The organism is Dolichospermum planctonicum (assembly GCF_005402965.1).
Classification (GTDB): Bacteria; Cyanobacteriota; Cyanobacteriia; order Cyanobacteriales; family Nostocaceae; genus Dolichospermum; species Dolichospermum planctonicum.
On sequence record NZ_BJCF01000003.1, the window covers coordinates 1 to 16655 of the forward strand.

Annotated in this window: 13 protein-coding genes and 2 pseudogenes; 3 read left to right on the forward strand and 12 right to left on the reverse strand. The window is 35.7% G+C overall.

What is annotated here, in order from left to right; all coding sequences use genetic code 11:
• The first annotated feature begins 226 nt into the window (after nt 1-226).
• Nucleotides 227-4249 carry a serine protease gene (locus tag FFO06_RS02030; protein WP_137906542.1) on the forward strand — a complete coding sequence of 1341 codons (4023 nt, stop codon included), beginning with the start codon at nt 227-229 and terminating at the stop codon, nt 4247-4249.
• A gap of 139 nt (nt 4250-4388) precedes the next feature.
• Here FFO06_RS02030 and FFO06_RS02035 read toward each other — a convergent pair whose 3' ends face one another.
• The 7 genes and pseudogenes from FFO06_RS02035 to FFO06_RS02065 all read right to left on the reverse strand — a co-directional run.
• The gene (locus FFO06_RS02035) at nt 4389-4691 is read right to left on the reverse strand and encodes a DUF2288 domain-containing protein (RefSeq protein ID WP_137906543.1); all 303 of its coding nucleotides are present in this window, start codon (nt 4689-4691) and stop codon (nt 4389-4391) included.
• A 167-nt stretch (nt 4692-4858) separates the two neighbouring features.
• Nucleotides 4859-7345, reverse strand: a complete 2487-nt coding sequence (locus FFO06_RS02040) for an ATP-dependent helicase (RefSeq protein WP_137906544.1) — start codon at nt 7343-7345, stop codon at nt 4859-4861.
• Between the two features lie 15 nt (nt 7346-7360).
• Nucleotides 7361-8323: a DNA cytosine methyltransferase gene (locus FFO06_RS02045; protein WP_236097049.1), complete on the reverse strand. Its 963-nt coding sequence runs from the start codon at nt 8321-8323 to the stop codon at nt 7361-7363.
• Nucleotides 8323-9423, reverse strand: a complete 1101-nt coding sequence (locus tag FFO06_RS02050) for a HindVP family restriction endonuclease (protein WP_137906545.1) — start codon at nt 9421-9423, stop codon at nt 8323-8325. The genes FFO06_RS02045 and FFO06_RS02050 overlap by 1 nt, the downstream gene beginning before the upstream one ends.
• A gap of 199 nt (nt 9424-9622) precedes the next feature.
• Nucleotides 9623-10261 (reverse strand): lysophospholipid acyltransferase family protein, encoded by a 639-nt coding sequence (locus tag FFO06_RS02055; RefSeq protein WP_137906546.1) that lies wholly within the window; start codon nt 10259-10261, stop codon nt 9623-9625.
• A 264-nt stretch (nt 10262-10525) separates the two neighbouring features.
• A complete protein-coding gene (gene bioU / locus FFO06_RS02060; protein ID WP_137906547.1) occupies nt 10526-11530 on the reverse strand; it encodes a (S)-8-amino-7-oxononanoate synthase BioU in 1005 nt (334 codons plus the stop codon).
• Nucleotides 11531-11664: 134 nt separating this feature from the next.
• A pseudogene (locus FFO06_RS02065) lies at nt 11665-11793 on the reverse strand (HEAT repeat domain-containing protein); the annotation flags it as partial.
• A gap of 26 nt (nt 11794-11819) precedes the next feature.
• On the opposite strand from FFO06_RS02065, the pseudogene FFO06_RS02070 reads away from it, so the two are divergent.
• Together FFO06_RS02070 and FFO06_RS02075 are read left to right on the forward strand one after the other, a co-directional pair.
• Nucleotides 11820-11924, forward strand: a pseudogene (locus tag FFO06_RS02070) (cofactor assembly of complex C subunit B); the annotation flags it as partial.
• Nucleotides 11925-11970: 46 nt separating this feature from the next.
• Nucleotides 11971-12489 (forward strand): DUF456 domain-containing protein, encoded by a 519-nt coding sequence (locus tag FFO06_RS02075; RefSeq protein WP_137906548.1) that lies wholly within the window; start codon nt 11971-11973, stop codon nt 12487-12489.
• A gap of 221 nt (nt 12490-12710) precedes the next feature.
• Here FFO06_RS02075 and nblB read toward each other — a convergent pair whose 3' ends face one another.
• The 5 genes from nblB to FFO06_RS02100 all read right to left on the reverse strand — a co-directional run bounded on the left by nblB (nt 12711) and on the right by FFO06_RS02100 (nt 16190).
• The gene (gene nblB, locus FFO06_RS02080) at nt 12711-13373 is read right to left on the reverse strand and encodes a phycobilisome degradation protein NblB (RefSeq protein WP_137906549.1); all 663 of its coding nucleotides are present in this window, start codon (nt 13371-13373) and stop codon (nt 12711-12713) included.
• 43 nt (nt 13374-13416) lie between these two features.
• Nucleotides 13417-13875, reverse strand: coding sequence for a CBS domain-containing protein (locus tag FFO06_RS02085; protein WP_137906550.1), 459 nt, complete (start codon nt 13873-13875; stop codon nt 13417-13419).
• A gap of 253 nt (nt 13876-14128) precedes the next feature.
• Nucleotides 14129-14551: an 8-oxo-dGTP diphosphatase MutT gene (gene mutT / locus FFO06_RS02090; protein ID WP_137906551.1), complete on the reverse strand. Its 423-nt coding sequence runs from the start codon at nt 14549-14551 to the stop codon at nt 14129-14131.
• Nucleotides 14552-14659: 108 nt separating this feature from the next.
• Nucleotides 14660-15001: a DUF760 domain-containing protein gene (locus tag FFO06_RS02095; protein WP_137906552.1), complete on the reverse strand. Its 342-nt coding sequence runs from the start codon at nt 14999-15001 to the stop codon at nt 14660-14662.
• Nucleotides 15002-15233: 232 nt separating this feature from the next.
• On the reverse strand, nt 15234-16190 hold the full coding sequence (locus tag FFO06_RS02100; protein WP_028084705.1) for an RNA polymerase sigma factor, RpoD/SigA family: 957 nt from the start codon (nt 16188-16190) through the stop codon (nt 15234-15236).
• Nucleotides 16191-16655: the final 465 nt, after the last annotated feature.

Below are 16655 nucleotides of genomic sequence, written 5' to 3' on the forward strand. Positions count from 1 at the left end.
TGTTGGGTTTCGTTCCTCAACCCAACCTACTTATTTAACTAATGATCATGTAATCAATCCAGGTGAATCTTATCGCATTCAAGCACCAGATTCTCAAAAATTGTAGGTTGGGTAGAACGAAGTGAAAACCAACTAATTTAAAGAAGTTGTCAAGAAGTGTTGGGTTTCGTTCCTCAAACCAACCTACTTATATTCATCCCCTAATTTACTCAAACAAAAAAAGATCATGAAATACCTATTTTTTACCCTCATTTGCACAACTGCTTTATTAACTATTCCTCAGCAATTGTTATTGATTTCTCCTCAACCAGTTACCGCACAAGAACCTACAAAAAAACTATTAACCTCAGCACAATTACAAGATTTAGCCAAATCTATCACCGTGAAAATATTAACTAAAAATGGCAGTGCTTCAGGAACTTTAATTGCCAAAAATGGTAATAATTACACTATTTTAACTAATGATCATGTGATTAATCCAGGGGAATCTTATCGCATTCAAGCACCAGATGGAAAAATATATCCTGCTACTGTCATTAAAGAAAAACCCCCATCTTTAAAAAATCAAGATGCAGCTTTATTCCAGTTTCAATCAACAGGAGAATATACCATAGCTACCTTAGGAATTTCCGCACCTATAGCAGTAAATCAAAAAATTGTCGCGGCTGGATTTGTGAATGATAGTGCTAAATTAGTTTTCACAGAAGGACAAATTTCTCTATTACCAGATAAAAGTTTTCAAGGAGGTTATCGCATTGGTTATAATAACAAAATTCAACCGGGAATGAGTGGCGGACCCATATTAAATTATCAAGGTGAAGTTATTGGCATTAATGCCGTTCATGCCTATCCTATTTCTGATAAAATATATACCTATATTGACAATAGTAAACCCAGCGCAGCCGAACGTCAGCAAATGCGTCAATATAGTTGGGGTTTACCGATTTATAGTGTTGCTAAGATAGTCCCGGAATTTGTGGCTAAATCGCCTATAAAGATTGATAATTCGGGTTTGAGAGTAAAAAAAGGTTTAATCCAAAATATTGACCAAATTGCCCAAGAAATTACGGTTTTAATTCCTAATGCTAACTCCACAGATATGGGTTCTGGGGTAATTATTGCCCAGCAAGGTAATATTTATTATGTGTTGACCGCAGATCATGTTATCTGGAATCGTGATGAAAAAAAATTAAAAAATAAGTTAGAAATAGTCGCACCGGATAATCAAAGATATGCTATAAATGTCAGCAATGCGAAAAGAATGCCTGGAGTTGATTTAGCCGTTGTTCAATTTACCAGTAATCAAAAATATCGAGTTGCAACTTTAGCAAATTATAGTTTAAATACTAAAGATCAAAAAGTGTTTGTTTCTGGTTTTCCTGGTAATAAACAACAAAGTAAAAACAAACCTCATCGGATTTTGACGGCGGGAGTTTTGAGCCAACCAGAATTAATCAGGTTGAATACTTATGTAAGTTTCAATAATCAAAGTTCTCGGATACCTGCGCGAATACAAACTGTTTTAAGTGATGGTTATGATCTACTTTATAGTAATATTACTAAAGGCGGAATGAGTGGCGGTGCAGTTTTAGATACCCAAGGAAGATTAATTGGTATTCATGGCAGAGTGGAAGGTGAAATATCACTCGATTTTGATGGTGAAATCAATTTAGGTAGTAGTTCTGGTGTTCCCATTAGGACATTTTTAAATTTAGTTGAACAAGCAGGAATAGATTCAGATTTAAAAGTCGAAACTACTGCACCAGCTACACTAAAAAAATCGGAAGAGGATGTAATTAGTGAATATTTATTACCATTGGATCAAGTTCCTAAAAATAGTGATGATGAAATATTATGGCTAAATTATGCTAATCAACTATGGCGTTCTCAGAAATATGCAGAAGCAATAAAAGCCGTTGATAAAGCGATTAGCAAAAAACCGAATTTTTATCAAGCTTGGTATTTCAAGGGGATGATATTTAGTAGTGAGAAAAAATACCCAGAATCAATTGCTGCTTTTGATAAAGCTCTTAAAATTAATCCCAACTTTGCTCAAGCTTGGAAAGAGCGAAGTCACTCACTATTGCAATCAGATAAATCTTCAGAAGCATTGGTATCTCTAGACAAAGCCATTGCTCTGAGTCCTAATCAATTTGATCTTTACGCTTGGCGAGGTCGTGTGTTGTTTTTATTACAGCGCTTTCCTGAAGCGATTGATACTGTAAATCAATCTATTAAAATTTACCCTCATTTTTCTGCCTATGGGATACGAGCTTTTGCCTACCTTTTCCTAGGTGAATATCAAAATGCTATAGCTGATTATACTGAAGCTATTCGTCTTGCTCCTGACAGTGCCTTCTGCTACAGTCTTCGGGGTCTTGTTTACTCTTTATCAAAAGATTATAAAAAAGCTATAGCTGATTATACTGAAGCTATTCGTCTTGCTCCCAACAATGCCGAATACTACAGCAGTCGGGGTAATGCTTACTCTTTATTAAATGATGAAAACAAAGCTACAGCCGATTACAAAAGAGCCGTTAGCATTGAACCAAAGGATGCTGAAGATTACAAAAATCGAGGTAGTGCTTATTTAGGATTAAAAGACTATAAGAAAGCTATATCTGATTTTACTGAAGCTATTCGCATTGCTCCCAAAAATCTATTATACTTTCAATATTACCAGAGTCGGGCTGAAGCGTACTCTTTATCAAAAGATAATAAAAAAGCTATAGCTGATTTTACTGAAGCTATTCGCTTGTCTAATTACTATCTTGGCAAAGCTTCATTATATCTCCAGCGTGCTTCTCAATATTTTCAATTGAAAGAACAAAAACAAGGTATAGCTGACTTTACTGAAGCTATTCGCATTGCCCCCAATGAAATAATTAGTTTAATGAATGTAGCCATTCAATTTGACCCTAAAAATGCCGACTACTATTTGTCCAGGGGTTTCTTTTATGCTCTTTTAAACAAGTTTCAAGAAGCCACGGCTGATTACACTCAAGCCATTAAAATTGACCCCAAAAATGCAGCATACTATGTTGTTAGGGGTGCTGTTTATGGCGAATTAAAAAACTACAAACAGGCGGTTGATGATTACACTCAAGCCATTCAACTTGATCCTAAAAATCCAACATACTATCGTGATAGAGGGGATAATTATTATGAATTAAAAGACTACAAACAGGCGATTAATGATTACACTCAAGCCATTAAAATTGATCCTCAATATGCTGATACATATCGGAGTCGGGGTAATGTTTATTTGCAGTTAAAAGAATACAAGCAGGCAATTGATGATTACAGTCAAGCTATTAAACTTGACACTAAAAATGCCAATTACTATGCCCGTCGGGGTCTTACTTACCTTCAATTAAAGGACTATAAACAGGCAATTGATGATTACACTCAAGCCATTAAACTTGACCCTAAAAATGCAGGATACTATGCCCGTAGGGGTTTTGCCTATTTTGAATTAAAAGACTACAAACAAGCAATTAATGATTGGACTCAAGCCATTAAACTTGATCCTAAAAATGCAGGATACTATGGTGCTAGGGGTGATGCTTATTTACAATTGAAAGACTACAAACAAGCAATTAATGATTATACTCAGGCCATTCAACTTGATCCTAAAAATGCAATATACTATGGTGGTAGGGGTCTTGCTTACTTACAATTAAAAGACTATAAACTGGCAATTAATGATTATACTCAAGCCATTCAACTTGATCCTAAAAATGCAATATACTATGGTGGTAGGGGTCTTGCTTACTTACAATTAAAAGACTATAAACTGGCAATTAATGATTACAGTCAAGCCATTAAATTAAAACCAGACTTTACCGAAGCCTACTATGTTCGGGGTATTGCTCACTATTTCTTAAAAGACTACAAACAGGCAATTAATGATTGGAATCAAGCCATTAAATTAAAACCAGACTATCCCGAAGCTTACACGAACTTAGGTATAGTTTCCTATGAAATGGGAGAAGTAGAAACAGCAATTAATTATTGGCGAAATGCGATCAAAATCAATAGCAATTTTGCAGAAGCACATTTAGCATTAGGTGTAGCCTTGTATGGAAAAGGTGATCAAGAAGCCGGTTTGAAATCCGCAGAAACGGCATTAAAATTAGATAAACGTTATGGAAAGATTGAGTTTCTCAAAGAAAATGGTTGGGGTGAAAAGTTGATAATTAATACGCAATTATTTCTCCAAAATCCCAGAATTAAAGCTTTGATTTAGACAATAGACATTGAGGTAAAAATAATGTAGAGATGTTCCATATAACGTCTCTACAAAAAACCTCTCTACAGAGTTTTTAATTTCTCGCAAATAATAAGTTCAATCAACTGTCATGAAATATTAATAGAATATTAACAATTTACGAGATGGGAGTAATTATTTCTTTTACTAACACATAAGGTTCAACGATCAGAGCATTAAATCGCTTGTTACGGTGGAAATTCCATTCTCCCACTTGATCTACTGTAGGTTTAGCTAATAATTGTTCATCTATCCAATGTTGTACTGAAAGAATATTATCACTAGCGATCGCTTCTCCCACATCTAATAAGTCTAAATTTTCCGCTACTACAATCACTGCATCTTTTTGAACATGGGGAATTAACCATTCCCATTCTGCTTCATCAAGATTTTGCTGTAATTTTTCTCGTAATTCCGACATAATTTGCCACTTTTTTGGTTACTAGTTTGATTTTACAATATAACAACCCAATTGTATGTGAGGCTGCACAGAATCATAAAATCCATTAATTCATGTGTTTTTATCTGGGTTTGTCTACGGTCAATTATTCTTAAAATCTTATTCTATTTGGTATTACAATCATTTTATTAGCTGCTAGAGAATGTAGTTTCAATTAAATATTCAGTAGGTAGTGAGTTAATAAACTGACTTTTGGACTTAGGTTCATTTTTATAATCTTTGAGAAACCAGGAGATAAATAACTGTTTTTTTGCTCTTGTTAACGCTACATAAAATAACCGCTTTTCCTCCTCTAATTGATTATCCCGTAAACTGAAATAACTGGGAAATTCTTGATCACACATACCCGCAATAAAAATATGATCAAATTCTAAACCTTTGGATTGATGAATTGTGATAATTAAAAGCTGATTATTTTCTTGAGAAATTTGATCTAAATTTTTCGCTAAAGCTGTATATTCGAGAATATTTCTTAACGCTGTATCAGGATGTAATTCTACATTATCCTGTTCTTTGAAAATCTTGACTAATCTTTTCAGATTTTCTAACCTGTGTGGTTGATGATTTTCATAAAAATCATATAAACCAGACTCGATTAAAATATTACCTAATAAATCTGCTGGACGTAATTTTTGGCTGGAATTTTTCCAACTGTGAATATCATTAGCTAAAGCTTCAAATTCCTCTCCATAAAGATAAACTAAAGCTTGACGATAATCAGCACGATGTTTAATTAAAGGTATGAGAATTGTTAATAATTCCACAGTTGTACGGGTATCATCAAGAGCGCGATGACTGGGTAATTGATTGAGGTTTAATTGAGTTGCTAAATTTTCTAAACTATAATTATCTGCTGGGATAAATCGTTTTGCTAAATCCCAGGTATCTCCCCATATAAATTGAGGAGTTGATAAACCCAATTTTTGAGCATCAGCTATAATCATTTTAATATCAAAGCCGAGATTATGTCCCAATAAAAAAGCATCACTAATAAATGCTAAAAACTCTATAAATACATCAAGAGCATTTCTCCCATTTGTGGCTAAAAATTCATCACTATAACCATGTATTTGTTCTGAATCTCCCACGGGTATAGTATTTTTAATATAAGCATGAAATTCAGATTTTATCTGACCATTAATCAATTTAATAGCAGCAATTTCAATTACTTGATCTTTACCGGTTATCAAACCCGTAGTTTCCACATCAAAAACAACAATTGTTCCTGAATCATAAGCAGTAATTAAATTACTAAAAGGATCACCATCAATAAAAGTTTGTGTTGAGGCCATATCAGTTAATTTAAAACCACAAACTTCATTTGCCTTGATGATCTTGATGATATGATTAATAGTAAAATTACCAATTCCCCGACTACGACGTAATAACATTCTTAACAGTGAAGTTGCATCAAAAGGATTAATAATAAAACGTAAATAAGCAAGAGTATCTTTAATTTCTTGAAGAGAAAAAAAATCATGTTGTTCAACTGTGATACAGGGAACATTGAATTTTTCTAAAGTTTTGCTAATTATACCAATACGTTTATGATTTCTCGTTAAAACAGCAACTCGATTATATGGAAAATCAGGATTATTTTTAGCTAAACTTTGAATTTGTTTAGCAATCCATTTTCCTTCATCATATTCATTTTTAGCTGCATAAATTGGAATTAGTTCACCATTTTTACAATTGAGTGCAGGAGTTATTTTTGTATGTCTTGTTGCAAAGGAATCAGCAAAACCAGAAGCGGTATTAAGTAAAGTTCTAGTAGCGCGATAATTCCAAGTTAGAGAATATTCTTGAGGTTGAAACTGTTGTTTAAATTGACTGACAACTTTTTCAGGTTCAGAACCTCTCCATTCATAAATAGTTTGATCTAAATCTCCAATTATGGCAATATTACCAGTTCTAGCAGCTAAAGTTGTGACAAGTTCATATTCTGATAAATGAGTATCTTGAACTTCATCTACTTGAATAAAATCAAAACGATTTTCCCATCTTTGTTTAATTTCTGGATAATAGGAAAACAAAGAACGAATATAAAAGATTAAATCAGCAAAGTCTAAAGCATGACATTCTTGTAATAAATTTTGGTATTTATTAGCTAATTTTGCCTTATATATTCCTAATGGTGCAAATAATTTTTCTAGAGGGTAATTAGGAGATAGTTGTAAATGACTCGCTTTAGTTTTACAATCTGCTATTTGTGATAATTTATTTTGAGCTTTTTTATCGTCACGTAGTTTAAAAATATCTTTAACTATTCCTAAGCAGTCAGTATCATCATAAACTACAAAATCTGTTGGTAAACCAATATTTCTCGCTTCTATTCTCAGGATAGAAGTACATAAACTATGAAAAGTTTTAATTGTGATATGGCGAAATTGTTGAGGACACATTTCTGCTAACCGTTTTTTCATTTCTTTAGCTGCGCGGTTAGTGAAAGTGAGACAGAGTATTTTTTCGGGAGGAATACCTTGTTTAATTGCGTTGACAACTCTTGAGGATAAAACGCGGGTTTTACCAGTTCCCACGGGAGCTAATATTAATAATGCTCCATTTATGTGGTTGATGATTTTTAGTTGTTCAGGGTTGGGTTGAGTTTGTGACATAGGAAATATGATAATTTAAACAGTTAACAACGAAACATCAGATATGTGATATTTATTTTTATCTTCAATATACATTAGTAGAGATTTAGCAACATATTCTGCTAATTTAATGGGTACAGCATTACCAATCATTTGTTCTAAATCTGTTTTTGAACCGACAAAAATAAAATCATCAGGGAAAGTTTGAATATAACTTCTTTCACGAGTAGTTAGAGGACGTAAATCTGGTGTTAATGGTGCAACATCTCCGGGATGTTGTTGATAAGTTTTAGGTATTGGTCTATTTACGCCTCTAATAGTTGGACTTGGTTCATCGATAGTAAAAATGGCTCTTCTTTGATAACTTCTAGGATGACGATAATAATATTCAATCCCCAAACTATTTCCTAAATAATCTCTAATGGTTGTATTTTTTTTGGATAAATTAGCTTCCAGATAAGTCTTTAAATTATCATCTTTACCACCCAATTCTCCTATACAAAAGAATCTCCTTCTCTTTTGTGGTACACCGCATAGACTAGCATCTAATACTTTTTCTGTTAAACCATAACCAGCAGATTTGAGGATTTGCTTAAATTCTTGATATTTGTGTGATTTTCTAAATAATTGTACATTTTCTAAAACAAACCATTGACTAGAAACATTAGCTACTATTTCAGCAAATGTAATACTTAAATCTCCCCTACCTAAATCTTCATTACGCTTACCAGCGCTGGAAAAGTCTTGACATGGTGGACCACCAATAATTACATCAGGTGAGAATTTTTTAAATATTGAATAATTATTATTTACCTGACTCAAATCATATTCAAAAATTGGATGATGAAAATTTTGCTGATAAACATTTATGGCAGATTTCCAGTTTTCAAAAGCAGCGACAATTTGAAATCCACTATTCTGAAATCCTAGCGATAAACCACCACAACCAGAAAATATATCTATGACCTTTAAGGAAGACGATTTCATTTGTATATTCATTAAATTTCCTTTAGTCTATCATCAAAAATTTCTGGATTGCTGAAAATAATAGCATCAAATCTTCTTTCAGGACTTAAAAAGTTTTGCCCTCCTCCTAAAATGATGTTTTTAATTTCTTCTTTGGTAATTCTGGGTTGAAGCAAATTATCACAAGTCATATAAGGACGAGTATTAGAACCACTTAAAGCAAAGGCTTTATCATTCTTGGTGTTATAGGTTAATGTATCAATCACCAATTTATGATTTATTTTACCGACCAGAGCAAATTCATATAACATCTTTGCCAACCAGACAACAGAACGCATAGGTCTTTGAATGGTTTCTTCTGATTTAGCTAATCTTTTAGTGATATCAAAGAAAAGCCTGGTAAAACCAAAGTTACTCCAGATAAAAATATCTAAACAGTTTTGATAAAGTTTAGAAGTTTTACCTACAGTTTTCCATATCGGTTGCATAACTAAGGGAGATTGAATTGCTATATTCTCACTTATTAAAGTATCTAAACTATCTACAATTTGAGGAATAAAAGGCAATACCTGACGGATACTTAACCAATCTTCAATTTGACTACATACGGGTTGAAGATAATTGAGTAATTTATCTCTTGAATTTTCAAATTTATGAGCAATACTCAAAGCAAGATACACAATAGTATCTGGTCTGGTAACAATTTCACAGCCGTATTCATAATCTGGTAACCGATAAGTAGAATTATCAGGTAATGCAGTTAATTTAATTTCTATACTTCGTAAACAAGCATTATCTCTATTAAGATCATGGGTTACTAAATCAACTCGCGGCAATTTACCAACAACTATTTTTCTATAAGGTATATAGTCACTCTCAAAAGAAAAAAATAAATGGGGAGAAAGAGGATCAATACCAAATATTTGAGAAATATCTATTTCTTGATGCTCAATTTTTAACTGTTTGTCCAAGGTTAAATAATTAAGTTTTAAACCTTTCTGATACATATAACAAGCTAAGGATGCGGGAAAAGAATTATTAAATTGATTTTTTCCCCAACTTTCTCTTTGAGAAAAGTCTCTATTGGAATGAGTTAATCCAAATAAGCCTACTTGTACATTGTCTGGTTGCATTAGTCTAACTTTGATATTATTTAGATAATAATTTTATTATAAATTAATTTTTTGATATTTAGCTGATTATTTGGCGTAAGGTTCTTACTCGACCCAGGTACAGATTTATCTGGGTTTATCTGGGTTTATCTGCGGTTTATTGCTGATTCCTGTACCTGACTGAGAAAGGAAATGCTATAGTGCATCTCCTTTTTAAATTTTACCTGCCCAAATCGTGCATTTCATTAATTACCGCAGCGCATTTTTGAGTCACTCTTTCCAATTCTTCCTTATTATTAGAACTGGGAGCGTCAATTAATTGACCAATTCTAATAGTCAAAGGTACGGGACGAGGTAAAGAAGAACCGGGTTGTAAAATCTGCTCACTTCCCCATAAACACACTGGTAAAAAAGGAGCTTTGGCCTTAGCTGCCAGGAGGGCTGCACCTCTTTTTGGGTCACTTATGCGACCATCTGGAGTGCGTGTACCTTCTAAAAATACACCCACAGCCCAACCATTCTCTAAATATTCTAGAGCCGCACGGATAGCATTGCGGTCAGCAGTACCGCGACTGACGGGGTAAGCACCGTATAATTTAATTGCTTGTGCTAAAACAGGAACTTTAAATAATTCTTCTTTGGCCATGTAAGCGACTGGACGACGGACACAACTGGAAACTATAGGTGGGTCAAAATAACTAGCATGATTACTAACTATGATGACAGCACCGCTTTGGGGGACATTTTCCGCGCCATAAATTTTGCCCCGGAAGTATGTGTGTAGCAAGGGGCTAATCACCGACCACTTAAAAGCGTGATACAGTGCTAAACTAACTAAAGGTTCACGATTTCTAGTCACAAAAGATCACAAAAGATAATGTAAATGAAACAGAATATAAGTATACAGAATTAATTGACCAATACCTATGTCATTTAAGGTATATGACCAAAAACATAGGACACAAGCCCCGTCCTTCGCTCCTTAGTAGTTCATGAAGAAGCAAATTGCGCGTAAGTCCTATAAGTTAAAAAGTGCGATATTGATTTCACGGTTGTACTAGGTTTAGATCCCGGACTCCTTAAAGAAGTCGGGGATTTTGTTTTTTTGTTTTTTACCAATCACCTATTTTACAAACTTTGGCATGATTTCCGCTGCGGTAAATAAGCCAGAAATGCCCCTATTATGCAATTCTTGACCAGCTTTAAGATAACCAAAGGCTGGACCACACACATTGGCGGCCATGCTGGTTTCATCCCCTAATGTGAAGGTGTGAGTGGATATTTTCCCCTCAAAGGTGCGTCCGGTAACTTTCACATTTGTACTGAGAGGTTTTTGGGGATTACGGGTATCAACGACACCACCAACTGTGACTCTATCCCGTGAACAAATACCCGCTATTTCTAACATCACATCATCAGCGTGTTCCATATTCGCTAAAGTTAACACACCATTGGTTTTATCTAGTAATGCTTCTACCTCTGGGTCTGTCATGGCTCTAGCAGTTTCTACAGTATAACCGGGTATGTGGCCAATATCTTCCCGCACAGTAGCACGGTAAGCTTCCCAGTTAGCAATTCCTACACCAAAGGTAATTTCTACTTTGTGGACTTCAGCGTAACTTTGAGCGGCTAAAGCGGCAGCGGCGGTTAACAGTCCCGGAGTAGCACCACAGCCAGTCATGTAAGTAATTCCCGCTGCTTGTAGTTCATCTTTCATCGCTAAAAGTTGTTCTACGGCACTGGTGCGTTTTATAGCATCAACCAGGACACCGCGCCAACCGGCTTGAATGAACTGTTTAGCTACCGAAGGAATAAAATCATTAGGAAGGTTGGGTAAAGCCAGAAAATAACCATCTACAGGCTGACTGGTGGTGATTAAATCTTGAATACTGTTGTTGCTTAAAGTCCCAACGGATTCTAAATAACCCACTGTACCTTGATTTTGGTAGGTCGTGATACAAGCTTGGGTGTTTAAGCCTTCTCTAGAGTAAGCGTAACCTTTTTGGTCTGCGGCGGCGACGAGAATCATTTCCCGTTTGCTGGAAAGGAGTTTGGCTGCTGCTTGGCCGAGTCCACCGAAGCCGAGAACTCCGACGCAGAGGGGGAGGGGGAGGGGTTGTGTGTTCATAGTGTTTTTTTCTTTGTTTGATAATGGTTAATTATGCTTGATTTTTGATCAAGGTTTCGCGCTAAGACGCTCAGGAGCAAAGGCGCGAATAAGTAGATTAATTTGGGGTATAGTTATGATGCAGGAGTAAGTAATATAGCAATTTGTATTAATTCTAAACCGATATGTGGTTCTAATTCGCGTATTTGATTAACTGCACTTAAGCGATCGCCTAAGTTGTTAGAATCCAGTAATTCTTTTATAATATCAGCAGATACACTCATTTAACATTCCGTTGGTAAAGTAAAGAGTTTTAATTTTAGCAGCAAATCAACCGTGCAGTTATACTAAACAAGATGAAAACTGGACTGCGGGAATTACGGATAAATTAGCTGTTACTCTTAGTAATGAGTAATTTTTTTCTTCCTTCCGACTTCTAACTTCCGACTCTTAAATTAATTATGCAGATTATTTATTGGCTATTATTGGCTATAATGTTAGTGGGAATTATTGGTGCTGTAGTTCCTGCTATCCCTGGAAGCAGCCTGATTTTAATATCTATTATCATCTGGGGAATGGTCAGTCATTCCTTTGCTGCTATTAAAATTCCCCTGATTGTGACAATCATTGTTTTACTTCTGAGTACGGGAGTTGATTTCCTTGCTGGTTACATTGGGGCTAAACAAGCAGGTGCTAGTAAGTGGGGACAAATTGGCGCTTTTGTGGGTTTATTAATGGGATTTTTGGGATTATTACCCGCTTTACCCTTTGGTGGACCATTATTGGGAATTCTATTTGGACCATTATTAGGTGCAATTGTGGGTGAGTTCCTTTACCAAAGACGATTATGGTCTGCGGTAAAAGCTGGTATCGGAATTACCGTGGGAACGGTGGTGGGAAATTTGATTCAAGGTATCCTAGCTATCAGTGCGGTTATAGTATTTGTAGTGACGACTTGGCCGCAGGTATATGGGGGTTAAGAGAAATTTCCGCGAAAGATAAAAAATGTAGAGACGTTTTATGGAACGTCTCTAAAAGAGTTAAGTGTTACAGATAACACATATTTAATTTTTTAATTTTCACCTGATGTCTAATGATCAAGTTTTTGATATCAATCAAAAATCAAGTTATTTAGAAAAATTGAGAAATTAGAAAAATGAGTTCAGCAGTTGCGCTTTATCGAATAAACGCAACTACTAGGCTAAACTAACTGTAAAGCTTTTTTAGCTTCATGAGAAATAGCTTCCACTTCATCATTTACTAAATTGGCTAGAATAGTTTTAGCATCCTCACTATTTAAGCGAGTCAACGCTTGCACAACTCTGTAACGCACTTGCCAATCTGGATTAGTGCAGTATGGAACGAGGAGAGGAACTGCTTTTGTATCTCCCAACTCACCAAAAGAACTAATGGCCGCAGTTTGTATTAAGCCATTATCTGAAGAAATTGCTTCTTTGAGTAGTTCAAAGCCGCGTGGATCTCCTAATTCTCCCAAGGTCGCAATAATGCTAAACTGGACTAACCATTCTGATGTTTCTTGGTAAAGCTTTTGTAAGTCCTCAAAAGCATCATGTAATTTTAGCGCACCTAAACAGTCTGCTGCGGCTGCTTGCACATCTGCTTCGGGATCATAAAGTAAACCCCGTAATATTGTCAAGGATAATGGTAAATCCTGTTTTCCCAGGGTGTCCATTTGACTGACCGCAGCATAACGTACCCGCGCACTGCTATCACCTATAGCAATCTGTATTAACTCTAAACCGATGTGTGGTTCTAGTTCGCGGATTTGATTAACCGCACGTAAGCGATCGCCCAAATTGTCAGAATCTAGTAATGTTTTGATAGTATCAGCCGAAACAGCCATTTAATTATCCTATGTCATTTGTCCGTTAATCTTCTGGTGCTTCTTAGTCAGTAGCCATAGCACGAATAATATCACCACGAGTGAGAATACCAATGACGTTACCCCCATTGTCAAGAACAGGGAGACGCTGAACCTGGTGATTTTGTATCAATTGTGCTGCTTCTCTTAATGATTTATCAGGAGAAATAGCCACGGGATTTTTACTCATAACTTCTCCTACAGTTTGTCCTAAAGCCTTATGTAAATCTCGTTCATAAGTACCGGGATTTTGTAAATAAATCACACTATCCAAAATCATAATATAAGCGGGTGGAGTTACACCGGTTTCTTGCCACATCAAGTCTGTTTCTGATATAATCCCCACTAATTTACCTGCGTCATCAATTACAGGTAAACCGCTAATTCGTTTTTCTGCTAAAATCTGGATAGCTTCTTTTAAGGGAGTTTGAGGACGGACGAGTATAGGATCACGACTCATCACGTCAGCAACGGTTTTAGACATTTTTTACCTACACCTTTAATAAAAGTCCTTTTAACTATTGTAGAAAATTATTAGTAACAAATAAATAGTGTTAATAGATTGTTACCTTTGATTGTTGAAAAAAGGGTTAACAATATTTGATTTTTATCATAACACAAACAAAAGATCCCCGACTTCTTTGATAAATTATTATTTACCAAAGATTAACTTAAAAGTAGGGGATCTAAATGCAGGTTTAAAGATGTGTAAATATTGGGAATAAATGTCTAATTTATCAATTTTCCTGATCATATTTCCTTAAAGCTGTGATAATTTCCCCATTCGCTTCTGGGAAATTAAAATTATCTAATTCGTCCAAACTTACCCAGCGAACTTCATCACATTCTATAGTTTGGGGAATACCTGTTAAATGTTGAGAATGATGTACCGTTAAAGTCACCCGTAAATGAGCATAAGTATGATCAATAGTAATTAAATGTTCTCCAACGACAATTTCTATTCCCAACTCTTCCGAGATTTCGCGTTTAATACACTCTTGAATAGTTTCACCAATTTCGATTTTTCCTCCTGGAAATTCCCATAAACCACCCATTGTACCTTGGGGAAGCCGACGGTCAATTAAAATTTGTTTTTGGTCATTCCAAATAACAGCAACACCAATAATTTTATGAGGAATAGAAAAATTGGTTTCATTCATATAATATTACCTACCAACTACCAATAAATAATCAAAAAACTCGGCAGATTAATTATATCTCTACCGAGTTGATCTTTGTTTTGATAATTTTCTGAAGCTACAATAATATTATTCAACGCTATTATTCGCTTCTGTTGCTTGTACAACCATATCAAAACCCATCCTTTGCTCTGCATTCCGCAGAAAGTAACCACTAATCATCGCGGATGCTAATAAGCGACCTAAGCTTTCTCGACTGGTAGAAATAGTAATACCGAACTGTTCAGAAGGTAGATTTCCTAAAAGTCCGATAATATTACGTTCCATGACCTGTAAAACTTCGTGGGAACTGGGTTTGGATAATTGAGTAATTGTATCTGGACTTAAGGATTTAACGTATTGCCATAATAAATTACCTGTTTCCGACTCACTATTAAAAAATTCTGATACTCGGTTAGATTGGTTACTCATGCTTGACCTCCTATAGTGTCACTGCTAACAATGGGGTTTGTGACTGAAATAATTGATAGTATTGTTGCTTCGATTTAGTTGACTATTATACAGACGATATTAATCATAATAGCAGATTATTCCTTTTGAGGGAGTCGGTTTAACCGTACTAGAAATGGGGGTTTTTTCACCTACTAGTATGGTTAGTATGGGTGGGGAAACTCCACCCATAAAGAAAGCAGAAAACAAGCGACTAACTTGCAAGATATTCATTCATAGTGGCTTTAGATTTGCGAAGTTTACTTAAAGCTTCGCGTTCAATTTGACGAACCCGTTCCCGGCTAATATTCAGGACTTCACCAATTTTAGCCAAAGTTAAGGATTGTCCATCTTTTAGTCCAAAGCGTAGACTAATTACATCCTGTTGTTGGGGGGTGAGTTCTGACATCATCCGCTCTAAGTCATAAGATAGGGAAGTTTGCATGACAAAATCTTCCGGTGTTGCACCTGTATCTTCTAACATTTCCCCAAGTTCAGTATCATAATTATCTCCTAAACGCAAATCTAGAGATAATGGCAGACGAGCCTTTTCTAGATATTCTCGCACCTGTTTAGGTGTGAGGTCTAATTCTTGGGATAACTCAGCTATCGTAGGCGCACGTCCCAGACCTTGGGATAGTTGACGCTGGGCTTTTTTAATTTTATTGAGTTTTTCGGTAATATGAATAGGTAGGCGAATAGTCCGGGCTTTTTCGGCAATAGCACGGGTAATAGCTTGACGAATCCACCAATAAGCATAAGTAGAGAATCTATAGCCTTTAGTGGGGTCAAACTTTTCTACACCTCTTTGCATACCAATACTGCCCTCTTGAATGAGGTCAAGTAAATCAACATTGCGCTTAATGTACTTTTTGGCAATAGACACAACTAATCGGAGATTGGCCTCTACCATTTTCCGTTTGGCTATTTCACCTTGGGAAATGGCCTGATTTAATTCTGATACTTCTAAATCAGACGCTGCGGCCCATGCTTCTAAACTTGGTGGATGACCCAACCGGGTAGCAAGACCTTCCCGGATCTCATGCAAGGCAGTAGATCGTTGCACCTGTTTACCATAAAAAATCTCTTCTTCGTGGGTGAGGAGTGGCACACGGCCAATCTCACGCAGGTAAGTCCGCACGAGGTCGGTGGCTGTTTTAGCGGTCTTCATGGCGCTACTCTTTGGTAATGGTGGGTTACACTATTGTGTGCTGTGTGTTGATAGATTCGTGAACCGAATCATCGTATTGGGAGGTTGCTACCTAATTGGACAGGAAACCCTGATGATGGTTGACAACAAAAGCGCCTAGTCAAAGACTGTTGCTCATCTTTTGGGAAATTAGGTATTTTACTGCTAAATACTACAGTTATATCCTGGTTTTTACAAGTATCTATAGCTTAGATACAGGGTAGCAAGTCAGATATTTTTTGCGTCTTTAGCGATATTAAGAATTGTAACATTTATGAGAATAATTTGACTACCGCAAAATCCGCACTTTCCCAGCAAACTGACATCACCTCAAAATCTCAAGTTCCTGAACATCATAGATTTAAAGGGTTTGAGCCAAATTCTCCACGAAAAAATTCCTTCCTCATATTTGTTAAAATATCTCAATAATAACCATAATTATTCTCT

Excerpts from the sequence above, each read along its gene's own strand:
- FFO06_RS02030 (WP_137906542.1), top strand. The coding sequence starts at position 227 with ATGAAATACCTATTTTTTACCCTCATTTGCACAACTGCTTTATTAACT.
- FFO06_RS02035 (WP_137906543.1), bottom strand. The coding sequence starts at position 4,691 with ATGTCGGAATTACGAGAAAAATTACAGCAAAATCTTGATGAAGCAGAA.
- FFO06_RS02040 (WP_137906544.1), bottom strand. The coding sequence starts at position 7,345 with ATGTCACAAACTCAACCCAACCCTGAACAACTAAAAATCATCAACCAC.
- FFO06_RS02045 (WP_236097049.1), bottom strand. The coding sequence starts at position 8,323 with ATGAATATACAAATGAAATCGTCTTCCTTAAAGGTCATAGATATATTT.
- FFO06_RS02050 (WP_137906545.1), bottom strand. The coding sequence starts at position 9,423 with ATGCAACCAGACAATGTACAAGTAGGCTTATTTGGATTAACTCATTCC.
- bioU (WP_137906547.1), bottom strand. The coding sequence starts at position 11,530 with ATGAACACACAACCCCTCCCCCTCCCCCTCTGCGTCGGAGTTCTCGGC.
- FFO06_RS02075 (WP_137906548.1), top strand. The coding sequence starts at position 11,971 with ATGCAGATTATTTATTGGCTATTATTGGCTATAATGTTAGTGGGAATT.
- nblB (WP_137906549.1), bottom strand. The coding sequence starts at position 13,373 with ATGGCTGTTTCGGCTGATACTATCAAAACATTACTAGATTCTGACAAT.
- FFO06_RS02085 (WP_137906550.1), bottom strand. The coding sequence starts at position 13,875 with ATGTCTAAAACCGTTGCTGACGTGATGAGTCGTGATCCTATACTCGTC.
- mutT (WP_137906551.1), bottom strand. The coding sequence starts at position 14,551 with ATGAATGAAACCAATTTTTCTATTCCTCATAAAATTATTGGTGTTGCT.
- FFO06_RS02095 (WP_137906552.1), bottom strand. The coding sequence starts at position 15,001 with ATGAGTAACCAATCTAACCGAGTATCAGAATTTTTTAATAGTGAGTCG.
- FFO06_RS02100 (WP_028084705.1), bottom strand. The coding sequence starts at position 16,190 with ATGAAGACCGCTAAAACAGCCACCGACCTCGTGCGGACTTACCTGCGT.